The organism is Pedobacter agri (genome assembly GCF_032678665.1).
Taxonomy (GTDB): domain Bacteria; phylum Bacteroidota; class Bacteroidia; order Sphingobacteriales; family Sphingobacteriaceae; genus Pedobacter; species Pedobacter agri_A.
Genome location: NZ_JAVTSH010000007.1, coordinates 289972 through 303155, shown reverse-complemented (window position 1 = coordinate 303155; position 13184 = coordinate 289972). Strand labels below are relative to the sequence as shown.

The window sequence follows — 13184 nt, the reverse complement described above, 5'->3', positions numbered from 1 at the left end:
ATACTTACTTTCGTGCTCGCTCCCAAACAATGACCAAACGACTCTTTCTTTTTGCCTTTCTGTGCTTTTCTATGTGCAGTAAAGTTTCTTCAGCTTCAGTTTCTGAGTTGACAATTAATTTATTGAAATATAAATTTGCGGAACCCACAATTACTGCAAGTAGTAATACTATCTGCAGCGGTGGAACTGTAGTCCTATCTACTGCTGTTGTCAGTGGTGCAACTTATCAATGGATTAAAGATGGTGCAGATATTCCAACTGCTATCTCTTCCACATATTCTGCAACAGTAGTTGGAAAATATAAGGTTAAGGTAACCATAGGCGGAAATTCAGAAGTGAGTTCGGAAATCGAACTTGCAATGTCTACGCCAATAACGGCTTTTTTCAATTCTGATGCTACAACTAATACATGTAGTAATCAGGAAATTTCATTCACAAATACTTCTGTGGGTGGGGTATCTTATGAATGGGATTTTGGAGATCCTGCTTCTGGGGTAACAAATAATAAATCTACAGATCAAAATCCAAAGCATATTTTTATTGGAACAACAGGAAATGGAATCCAAACTTTTCCGGTCAAGCTCACGGTAAAAAATGCAGATGGATGCACGGTATCTTACACTGGAAGTGTGACTGTAAAACAGATACCAGATTTAGCCTTGACAGATAATAATGTATTTAGCCCATTTAGTAACTGTAATAATTCTCCAACACTTGCAAATCCAAATTATACAATCAAATTAAATAATGCGTCAACAAATTCATCCAATATTAGTACTTACACAATAGATTGGAAAGACGGTACTATTCAAACTAACTTAACATCTGCATCTTTTCCCATTTCTCATACCTATACACAATTAGGAGCTTTTGAAATGGTTGTTACCGGATATGGAGTTAATGGGTGTGATAATTCAAAAATTTATAAAATTGCTAATCAAAGTAATCCTGCTGGAGGATTAGGCACTTTAGGAAATACAGCAGGACTTTGTGCTCCTGCATCAATTCCATTTGTAATAAGTAACTGGCAGAATAATTCGCCAGGGACAGTTTACGTGTTAGACTATGGAGATGGTAAAACAGAGACTTTTCAGCATCCTTTGAATGCCACTAACATTGACCAAACAATTTATCATACATATACAACATCATCATGTCCGGCAACTAGCTTTACAGCAAAATTATTTGTTACAAATGCCTGTGCAACTACACCTTATACAGCAGGAAATATTCAAATATGGACGAGCCCAATTGCAAATTTCACTATTAACCCAACCTCTACATGCATTGGTAAAAATGTTAATTTTACAAATACTTCCACAAAGGGTAGTTATGGGATTAATTGTACAAACACAACTGTTTATTCTTGGGATTTTGGCGATCCAACTAGCTCCTCGAATACTTCAACACAGGAAAGCCCAAGTCATATTTATAATTCTGCTGGTACGTTCAAAGTCATTCTTACAGCTACAAATCCTTGTGGAGTTACACAAAAGGAAATGTTTGTCTGCATCAACCCACTTCCTACAGCTAGTTTCACTTTAGATAAAACTGAAGTTTGCATTGGCTCAACACCAACAGTTCAGACCACCAATATTTCAAACTTGCCATTGTGCGGAACCAATACTTATCAATGGGCAGTAGCTTATTCCAGGCTTACGGGATGTTCTACGGGAACCTCAAGTTATTCATTTGTTAGTGGATCATTGACTAGTCCAAATCCAGAATTTAAATTCAACAACCCAGGAATTTATACAATTACTTTAACAACCTCCAACGGAACAGGTTGTACTGCTACTTCAGCCCCCAAGACGGTTATAGTTAGAGAACCTCCTTCATTTACATTAAATATACCAACTTCTGTTTGTGCCGGTGTAGGTTTTAATCCAACCGCAACATTAAATAACTGTGGCTCAGAAACGGCACCAGTATATTCGTGGAAGCTCACGGGAGCGAATACTCCGACCTCTTCAGTTGCAAATCCAACTAATATAACTTATCCGGCAAGTGGAACATATACTATTGAATTAACGACTACAAATGCATGCGGACCAACAATTAAAACCGCAATTGTAAATGTTAGTGATTTGCCAGTAATATCTCCTATTGCTGATAAAAATGCATGTAACAATGAATCTATTTCTTCAATTACACTCTCAAGTTCGCCAATTAATAGTACTGTAACTTATGTTTGGACTAATAGTAATGCAGCAATTGGACTTGCGGCAAGCGGAACTGGAAATACAATACCTTCATTTACGGCTCGCAATACTACAGCGAATATCATTACTGCAACCATAACTGTTACACCAAAAATTGGTAGTTGTTCAGGAGTTCCTGTTACTTTTAAAATTACCGTTAACCCCATTCCTGCCAAACCAACTACCACGGCCACTGCAATAACTTATTGTTTAAATGATATTGCTACTCCTTTAACTGCAATTGGAACTGGTTTGAAATGGTATACGGCAGCACCAAATGGTTCGAATTTTAGTTCGATCGCACCAACACCCTCAACTGCTACTGCGACTACCATAGTTTATTACGTCACTCAAACCGTAAATGGTTGCGAAAGTTTACCAGAAACCATCACTATAAAAGTTAATCCATTAATATCGAATAACGTTATTGGTGCAGATCAGAATATTTGCTTGGGTAGTACGCCATCCATACTTAATCAGTCAGGCAGTCCGCTTTCAGGTGGAAGTGGATCTTATACCTACCAGTGGCAACAATCAGCAGACGGAACTAGCTGGACCGATATAAGTAATGCAATTGCCAGTACTTATCAACCCGGAAGTTTAAATGTGGATATTTACTATCGTCGGATCGTAAAAAGCCAGACCTGTAGTTCTGAATCTAATCCAGTTAAAATCTCCGTTCAGGGTACATTAACTAATTTTCAAGTTTCGGCAAATCAAAGCATTTGTAGCAGTTCTGTACCTGATAAAATAAAAGGAGAAACACCGATTGGTGGAAGTGGAACCTTTATTTATACATGGGAAAAATCGACAACTTCTGTGTCTGCTGGTTTTACAATCATTCCAGGAGAAAATGATATTGATTATCAACCTCAGGCATTGACGCAAACAACCTATTATAGAAGAATAACCAAAAGTGGATCTTGCTCGGCTACTTCAACACCTGTAACGATTGCGGTAAATCCAACGCCGGTTATGCAAACCGTAACCGATATTATTAATTGTGCCTCGTCAACAATTCCAGCTACTACTTTTCAAACCACGGCATCAAGTCCAAATGTTTCATTTACTTGGACTAACGATAATGTTAATATTGGTTTGGCATCATCTGGAAATGGAAATATCGCATCATTTACAGCTACCAATTCTACAAAATCTCCTCAAACAGGAAATTTAAGTGTAATTCCGACCTACACGGCGGGAGGAAAAGCATGTGTGGGAAATTCGACCACATTTAAAATTACTGTATTACCAAATATAGCAACAACGGCTATTGCTGATGTAACCACTTGTGCAGGACGCACTGTTCCGTTAACCGCTTTAGGTAGCGACGCCGCCGCTTTTGTTGGTAGTACAGTTACCTACAGTTGGAAAGTTACTGGTGGTTCAGTTGGATTATCAGATGGATCGGGTGCACAGATTCCGGCTTTTACGGCGGTAAATAATACGGCTTTACCCATTACGGTACATGTTAATGTTTTGCCAACTTATGCGTATCAGGGTAAGCAATGTGATGGAACAGCAATAGTTTATAAAATTACCATTAATCCTGCCCCAAGAATTAATTTTTCTATGCCCGATCAAACCATTTGCAGTTCGGCAGCAACAAATGCAGTAACTTTAAGTAGCACCACGCCAGGAGCAGGTTTTAGTTGGAATGCTACGCCAGTAAATGGTATAGCAGGGTTGATCGCTTCGGGCACAAATGAAATCCCATCGCAGGTTTTAGTCAATACTACTAACGCACCCTTAACAGTAACCTATCAAGCTACGGCATCAACTTCTGGTGTTGCACAATGTCCGGGTGGCGTATTTAGCTATAAAATTACGGTCAATCCGGCAACTTCCGTTTTCGCAAGCGAGGCTAATAAATCAATTTGTTCAAATAGTAAAACAGCGATAACCTTATCTTCAGCAGTGACCGGAACAGTTTTTAATTGGTCGGTAAGCAGCAACGCAAATATCACTGGTGCATCTAATGGAACTGGTGCATTGATCGATCAGACCCTAATCAATACATCTGCTGATGTCCAGACAATCGTTTACACCATTACCCCGAAATTTTCCGGAAATGGAACGGGCTGCGATGGTGCACCGATCACAGTTAATGTTACTGTAAAACCATCCCCAAAGGTTCAATTTTCAGCTTCGGATATTTCAATTTGTTCCGGAGATTCTTCGCCTGAGATTTCCTTGTCATCAAAAACAGTTGGCGCTAAAATAACCTGGACAAGCATTGTGCCGGTAGGAATAACCGGGGTTAACGCCTTGAACGGTTCTACCAACATTCCAGCTGAAAGTTTAACAAATAATACGAATGCCCCGCTAACGGTTATTTATACGGCAGTTGGCAGTACTGATGATTTAAATGCTTGTAGCGGCAGTAGGTTTGAGTATAAGGTTACGGTAAATCCAGTTTCGAGGATAACCAATACTATACTTAAACAGGAAGTTTGTTCAGGAACGAGTTCGAGTTTAGTAGTGCCAACCAGTAATGTTTCTGGAGCCACTTATAGCTGGACGGCTACCACGACATCAACTGATGTATCGGGATTTATAGCCTCCGGAACGGGAAATATTCCGGTTCAAACTTTAATTAACGCAGGCACAATGGCAGGTTCGATAAAATATTTAATCATCCCACGAGCAAATGACTGTGCAGGCGTACCAATTACCTACGAAATTACTGTAAATCCTAAACCAGTTTTCACGAGTAGTGTAAATGCAACCGCGATATGTAGTAATACATTATTTAGCTACGTGCCCACCAGTTCAACTAATGGAGTAACATTTAGCTGGAAACGAGCGGCTGTAAACGGAATAAGTAACACTGCGGCAAGGGGGAGTGGCATTGATGCTGCCGGAGCTATTTCCGAAACGCTGATTAATACAACAGTGAATCCAATTGAGGTTACTTACTTGTATGAATTAAGTTTGGGAGGTTGTGTAGCCACAACACCTTATCCTGTAAAAGTGACAGTCAATCCAGCACCAACCGCCTTATTCGGGCCTTTTAGTCAGAATGGATGTGCACCTTTTACTATCAACATCAAAAATTTAAATTCAAAAACATTTGCCAATACTTATACAGTAGATTTTGGAGATGGTTCGCCGATTGCAGTTTATACTGATGAACGAGATATCAATCATGTTTATGAAAATGATACGGCATTACCTAAAACTTTCAAATTAAAAGTTAAGACTAAAAATGATTGCGGCGAGATTGCATCAATAGAATATCTGATCGTTGTACAGCCACAAAGTGTATTTTCAAAATTGGTTTTGCAGGGTAATCAACGTTATGGATGTGCGCCTTTTAATATAGATTTTACAACACTAAATCAATCTACAGGTGCGAATGTGTATACATGGGATTTTGGAGATGGATCTCCAATACAAGAAACACATAAGATAAATGAGCCGCTTTCGCACACATATTTAATTGCAGGCGATTACACCATTACGCTAATGGCAACCAATGGCTGTTCAACGGTAAAAAGCCAGCAACCGATAACCGTTTATCCAAATGTGAGTGCAAGTTTTAAGGTGAGTAAGCCAGCTTATTGTTTAAGTGAAACCGTCGTGTTTACCAATACTTCTGATAGTCAGTTTACCGCAGTATGGAATTTTGGCGATGGAACAACAAGTACAGAAATTAATCCAACCCACATATACACTACGTCGGGCACGAAAACAGTTGTGCTTACCGCAACAAAACTATATCCTGATGGAAGTAGTTGTACCACTTCAACCACGCAATTGGTTGAAATAACATCTGGTCCGATTGCTTCATTTAACTCCAATGCAAGTATATTAAATTGTGGTCCATTTAAATTAGTCGTGACTAGTACACCAGCAAATGCGGCCAATGTGGAATGGGATTTTGGTGATCCGACCAGTTCAGACAATACTGCAACGGGTTATAGTGCAAGTCATACTTACTCTATTCCGGGCACCTATTTGGTTACAGCGAAAGCATATAGTTTACAGGGATGTACAGCCACTACCACGCAAACTATCAGAGTCACAGAAACGCCAAAACCTGAATTTACTTTCCCAAATAATTTGATTTGCGGGCCGAATGCAACAATAAATTTTAAAAACGAAACGACTTATGCGGGTACAGATATCGTAAGCTACAAATGGTATATAAATGATATGCTTGTAGCATCTACAAAAGATTTTACAAATACCTTTAATACGCCAACATCAGTTCTTTTACCCTATGTTTATAAGATAAAATTAGCAGCAACCAATATTTTGGGCTGTGTAAATACCATAGAACATTCGGTTCAATTTAACCCATTGCCACAGGCTAATTTTACAATTGCGATTGATAAAGCTTGTGTTCCCTTCAGTCCTCGATTAACAAATACTTCACTTTTTGCCGATAAATTTGAGTGGTATGTAGATGGGGTTTTAGTTTCAACAGATAAAAACCCTCAGAATATTATTTTCAATACGCCGGATCTGGTTCACGATATTAAGTTGATTGCAGATAATCAATATGGCTGTGGCAGTAATTCAATTACAAAGCAAGCTACAACATATCCAAATCCAACGGCTTCATTTACAGTAAAACAAGATGTTAGTTGTAATGGGGTGCTGGATATTGAAATTACCAATACCTCTATTGGTGCAACAACCTATACCTGGGATTATGGCGATGGATCGACTTCTTATGTTGGTAACAACCCTAAACATATTTATGGCAAAGCCGGAATTTTCGAGCTAAAATTAACCGCTTCAAATGGTTTTTGTTCTGCTGTGTTTTCTCATATCATTAAAGTTGCTGATGCGCCAAAGGCCGCATTTCTAACCGATGTAAAATCTGGATGTAACCAGTTAACGGTTGTGTTCCAAAACCTGTCGGTAAATTCGACTACCTATTTATGGGATTTTGGAGATGGTACTTTCTCTGCAGAAAAAAATCCAACACACAATTACAACTTTGTTAAATCACCATTCACGGTAAAACTTACGGCAAAGGGTGATTTTGGTTGCGAGGATCAAATTGTGATGTTAAATTACATTAGCGTATTCGCTCCGCCTACAGCCACAATTAATGTTTCGCCATCCCGAACAGTCAAAGTGCCCGATTATAGTTTCAGTTTTAAAGCGGAAACAGAAGATAATATTGTAAGCTATAAATGGGATTTTGGCGATGGTAAAACATCAGATAAGCAAAATATAAATCATAGCTACGCCGATGTCGGAACCTATAAAATTAAGCTTTTCCTAACAAATAGCTCCGGTTGTGTAAATGTAATTGACGATGAGGTAAGCGTAATTGGGGTGCCGGGTTATCTTTATTTGCCCAATGCTTTTGAGCCGGCTCATGCAAAGCCGGATATGAAAATATTTAAGGTGACGGCAACCGGAATGTCTTCTTATAACTTAAAGGTTTTCAATAAATGGGGACAAGTGATTTGGCAAACAAATAAACTCGATCAGGATGGTGTACCTGTTGAGTTTTGGGATGGAACAATGAATGGACAAGCGGCTCCCCAAGGTGCATATTATTGGAGTGCAGATGCGAAGTTTATTAATGGCAGCGATTGGAAAGGAATGAAATATGAGGGCAAAACGGCTAGTAAAACTGGCGTAGTTCATTTAATCAGATAAACATGAGAATTGAAATTTATAAACAAATGGCACAGCAAATGACAATTCTAAGAGCTTGTTTTTTACTGATGATTTTACTTTTATCTACCCAACTTTGTATTGCTCAGGATTTGATTTACTCCCAATTCTTTAACGCACCAAATTACTTAAACCCTGCATTAAACGGACAATTTGAGGGTGACTTAAGAATGAGTGCCATTTATAGGAGTCAGTGGACAAAAGTACAGGGATCATTATCCAACTACTCTTTTGCTGTCGATTATCAGGTGCCGAGTTTTGGTGGAGGTTTTGGATTGATTATGAATAAATCCAGCGAGGGAACAGCCTATATTTCGAAAACAAATTTTGCTGGTGTGTACTCCTATAGTATCGAATTTAATGAGAATACAATTTCTTTCGGAATACAAGCAGGTGTTACCAATAGAAAGATTGATTATGATAAGCTAGTTTTTCCTGATCAAATTGATGGAGGCGGAATTATTGGAGGTGGTGCAACATCAGCATCTTACCCAGCTTTTAATAATAAATATTTTTTCGATGCTGGTGCAGGTTTGAATTTTGTTACCGGCAACTTCATGGCGGGATTTTCGGCACAACACCTAAATAAACCGGATGAATCTTTTACAGGAAGTATTTCCAAACTTCCAATTCGTTATGGTGGCCACATGAGTTATATGATCAAAACCAGACCTTTCGATCATGATGACGATTCTGCGTTTATTCCATCAGTAGTCATTTACAATCAGGCCAAAATAAATTCCTTTAGCGCCGGTGTCCAATATAAAAATAGAAATGTAAATCTTGGTTTGTGGTATAGAGGCGATGGTAAACAGCAAGATGCAATTGTGCTCTCACTAATTTTTGATATTTTCAAGCATCGAGATAGCAACAGTAGAATGCGATTTGGTGTGAGTCATGATGCAACAACTTCCCGGATCAACTACACCAATACTGGCGGCACCACGGAGGGAGCTTTTGTGTATGAAATGGATTTACCTAATCGCGGAAATGCATCTGGTTACAATAACAGAGGTTCGAGTTATGCCAACAAATGTTACAAGTTTTACTAAGTATACTTTCGATAAGATCTCTTAATATCATTTCTCAGTAACGTTTCTAATGGTGTTCTAATTCCATTGCGGTTTTAATTTTTCAAACCTTAGTTTTGTGAAAAAAAATCCAGTGGCAGATTCAGATTCCAACCCCATAATCGTTAAACAAGATCCTTTCGCAGCACTTCGTTTCAAAGAATTCAGATCGTTTTTAGGCATGCGTTTCTTTTTTACTCTTGCTTATCAAATGCAAGCTGTAGTTATCGGTTATCACATTTATGAATTGACTCACGATCCGTTAAAACTAGGTCTTGTTGGTTTATGTGAAGCTATTCCTGCAATTGGTATTGCGCTTTACGGCGGCTACATTGCCGATAAAAGTGAAAAACGTGGTTTGCTACTCAAAATATTTTCGGGTGTGTGGCTGGCCTCGGTGCTCATGCTCATCATTACCAGTAAATACCTACATTTGAGAGAGGACCTTATTGTGCTGATTATGTATGGCCTGGTTTTTTGCATTGGTTTGGCAAGAGGTTTTTTTGGACCGGCTACTTTCTCTTTAATGGCCAATATTATTCCTAAAGAACTTTATCCGAATTCAAGCACCTGGAACAGCAGCAGCTGGCAATTGGCGACAATCATTGGTCCACTGTTAGGAGGGTTGATCAACTGGCTTTGGGGAATTACTGCTGCCTACAGTGTAATTGTTTTTTTAGTATCCGTATCACTGATTTGTATTTTTACGCTTAAAAAACACCCTGCCACATTTGCGCCCACACAAAATATTTTTCATAGTTTAAAAGAGGGAATTCAGTTTGTTTTTAAAACCAAAATGATGGTTTGGGCCATGAGTTTGGATTTGTTTTCTGTATTTTTTGGTGGTGCGGTGGCCTTGCTACCCATTTTTGCAAAAGATGTATTTCACCTGGGTTCTTTCGGCTTAGGTATGATGCGTGGTGCAGCATCGTCTGGGGCAGTAATTACGATGCTCTTAATGACAAGGTTTTCTCCAATGGGGAAGCCGTGGCGGAACCTTCTAATCGCCGTAACGGGATTCGGTTTAAGCATCATCTGTTATGGGCTATCCAGAAACTTCTACCTCACCCTTTTTTTTCTGTTTCTCGAAGGGTCGTTTGATAGTGTGAGTGTAATCATCCGCCAAACCATTATGCAGTTACTCACACCAGATAATATGCGTGGCCGTGTATCGGCTGTAAACAGCATGTTCATCGGCTCATCAAACGAAATTGGCGAATTCGAATCAGGACTCACGGCAAAATATATGAGATTAGTTCCGGCAGTTGTTTTTGGCGGAAGCATGACCATTGCAATTGCTGGAATTACCTGGCTTAAAACCAAATCATTGACCAAATTGAGCCTACAGGATATTAACGAACAAACGGCAAAAGTATAATTTTATTAAAGTAATAAAAGCTGGGAACAACTTTAATATTTAGGTATTATAGTTATTTGTTTACTACCATCAAGGTATTAACAAATTAAGGGCATGTGTCTGTGTTTTGATAAAGAATTTTTCTTAATGCCTTAATTTCTTAATGTTTAAAGAATGCGATGGCTGAAATTGGTAAGTTATAATGTTATGTTTTCTACCATTAAGGCGTTTAGAAACTAAGGGTAAAGGTGTCTATGTTTTGATGATAAATTTTTTTTAATGCCTTAATGCCTTAATGTCTTAATGTTGATAGAAAAGCCATAAGTGCCTAAATTGGTAAGTTATAATTTTATGTTTTTTACCATTAAGGCGTTAAGAAATTAAGGTTAGGTGACTATGCTTTTGATGATGATTTTCTTAATGCCTTAATTTCTTAGTGTTTAAAGAATGCGATGGCTGGAATTGAGAAGTTATAATATTATGTTTTTTACCATTAAGACATTAAGAAATTAAGGTTAAGTGACTATGCTTTTGATGATGATTTTCTTAATGCCTTAATTTCTTAATGTTTAAAGAATGTGATGGCTGGAATTGAAAGGTTATAATATTATGTTTTCTAACGTTAAGGCATTAAGAAATTAAGGTCAGGTGCCTATGTTCATGATGAAGTATTTTCTTAATTTCCTAATGTTTAAAGAATGCGATGGCTGGAATTGAAAGGTTATAATATTAGGTTTTCTACCATTAAGGCATTAAGAAATTAAAGGTAAAGGTGTTTATGTTTAAGATAAAAATTTGCTTAATTCCTTAATGTTGATACGGTAAGTGGCTGAAAAATTCAATTTTATCATTCTTTATCATTCCACATCACCGTAAGTGTCAACTCTTAAAATTATAACTTATGGTATTACAAGGGGAATACTCAAAACTTCCTGTTTTTCCCCCAGATCAAGTAGATGATCGATCCTAAAAATGGTGCGAGTAATATAATGATAAACCATAGTGCTTTTACCGGAAAAACCATGGTTCTGTTTCTTGAAATATGATAAAGTGCAGTTAAAATCAGTGCCAACCAAAGGATGGCACCAATGATAATAATGATTCCTATTTCGTTGCTTTCAATTTGCGCTAGTAACATAACATGAGGTTTTATTATACCTCAACAATTCTCTCGCCGATTTGTTGGCGCCACATCGCCTGATATAAACCATTTTGTGCAATCAAGGCTTCATGCGATCCCTGCTCAATGATCTGGCCTTTCTCTAAAACGTAAATTACATCGGCATGTTTAATGGTCGATAAACGGTGGGCAATTAAAATCGTCATGTGGTCGGTTAAATTGGAAACCGAACGGATAGTTTTAGTAATCTCTTCTTCAGTAATCGAATCCAATGATGATGTAGCCTCATCAAAAACTAAAATATCTGGCTGGCGAAGTAATGCTCTGGCGATGGATAAGCGCTGTTTTTCCCCTCCGGAAACTTTAACACCGCCCTCACCAATTAATGAATCCAGGCCTTTATCTGCTCTGGCCAATAAGGTTTGGCATGCTGCCTGGTTTAAAACTTTATAACATTCTTCATCGGTTGCTGTCGGATTTACAAAAAGCAAATTCTCTCTGATCGTTCCAGAAAATAGTTGAGTATCCTGCGTTACAAAACCGATTTTTTCGCGTAAGGCGTCTAAATCAATATCATCACTTGGTATGCCGTTGTATAAAATTTTACCTTCTTTGGCCGGATAAAGGCCAACCAATAATTTTACCAAGGTAGATTTGCCTGCGCCAGACGGACCAACAAACGCAATTGTTTGTCCACTTTGCGTTTTGAATGAAATGTTTTCTATTGCATTTCTGTTCGCAGTTTGATGTTTAAACCCAACGTTACTAAAAGTTAAATCTTTAATTTTATCGATAGAAATTGGATTTTCTGGTTTTTTATCGACAGGTGTGCTTAAAATCTTCTTAAAGTTAGCTAGAGAAACTTCAGCTTCACGCCAGGCCAAAATTACATTTCCTAGTTCCTGAAGTGGCCCAAATAGGAAAAAGGAATAAAACAAAAAAGTAAGGTACTGACCGGCTGTGATCGAATTATCAAAAATAAGCAACAATAAAACCAGTATCATTGTGCTCCGTACCAGGTTTACCGTTGTTCCCTGTACAAAACTCATGCTTCGCACATATTTTACTTTCTTTAATTCCAGACCTAAAATTTTATAGGTGGTTTTATTTAAACGCTCAATTTCCTGATCGGCTAAACCCAAACTTTTTACCAGTTCGATATTTCTTAACGATTCAGTAGTTGAACCCGCCAAGGCGGTAGTTTCACCCACGATAGAGCGCTGAATGGCTTTAATTTTTCGACTCAAAAACCAGCTTACAAAACTAATTAACGGAATGGCAGCAAAATATACCAAGGTTACTTTATAACTGATGGAAACCGAGTACACGATCACGAAAATCATCCCGATTAAACTTACAAACAAAATGCTGATGAAGGAAGTGATGAATTTTTCAGAATCTAAGCGAACTTTTTGAAGGATACCTAAAGTTTCACCACTGCGCTGATCTTCAAAAACCTGATAAGGTAATTTTAGCGAGTGTTGTAATCCATCGGCATACATTCTGGCGCCCACTTTTTGAACGATAACGCTGGTAAAGTAATCCTGAAAATTTTTCGCAATGCGAGAAACCATAGCAGCGCCAATCGCTAGTCCGATTAGTCCTAAAGAGCCCCAAAGGTATTGGCTGTAGGTTAATTTATCTTTTTGGTTGATGAAACGATCCAGAATTCTTCCAGTGATGTACGGATCTAAAAGTGAAAAGCCAATATTTAAACCTGCAAGCAATAGCGCTAACACCACAATCCATTTGTGGTTTTTCAGGTAGTCTAGTAATAATCCCATTAAAGTTTT

At 38.1% G+C, this 13184-nt stretch carries 5 protein-coding genes; 3 read left to right on the top strand and 2 right to left on the bottom strand.

Annotated elements, in window-relative coordinates; translation table 11 throughout:
* The first annotated feature begins 29 nt into the window (after positions 1-29).
* From R2Q70_RS16085 to R2Q70_RS16075, 3 genes are all read left to right on the top strand, one after another.
* Complete coding sequence (locus R2Q70_RS16085) at positions 30-7826, top strand: PKD domain-containing protein (protein WP_316808569.1); 7797 nt, start codon at positions 30-32, stop codon at positions 7824-7826.
* Between the two features lie 2 nt (positions 7827-7828).
* Positions 7829-8896, top strand: a complete 1068-nt coding sequence (locus tag R2Q70_RS16080; RefSeq protein ID WP_316808568.1) for a PorP/SprF family type IX secretion system membrane protein — start codon at positions 7829-7831, stop codon at positions 8894-8896.
* 97 nt (positions 8897-8993) lie between these two features.
* Positions 8994-10292 carry an MFS transporter gene (locus tag R2Q70_RS16075; RefSeq protein ID WP_316808567.1) on the top strand — a complete coding sequence of 433 codons (1299 nt, stop codon included), beginning with the start codon at positions 8994-8996 and terminating at the stop codon, positions 10290-10292.
* Positions 10293-11193: 901 nt separating this feature from the next.
* Here the strand turns inward: R2Q70_RS16075 and R2Q70_RS16070 are convergent.
* Both R2Q70_RS16070 and R2Q70_RS16065 read right to left on the bottom strand, forming a co-directional pair.
* Complete coding sequence (locus R2Q70_RS16070) at positions 11194-11409, bottom strand: PLDc N-terminal domain-containing protein (RefSeq protein WP_316808566.1); 216 nt, start codon at positions 11407-11409, stop codon at positions 11194-11196.
* Positions 11410-11423: 14 nt separating this feature from the next.
* Positions 11424-13175 (bottom strand): ABC transporter ATP-binding protein, encoded by a 1752-nt coding sequence (locus R2Q70_RS16065; RefSeq protein ID WP_316808565.1) that lies wholly within the window; start codon positions 13173-13175, stop codon positions 11424-11426.
* Between the last annotated feature and the right edge of the window lie 9 nt (positions 13176-13184).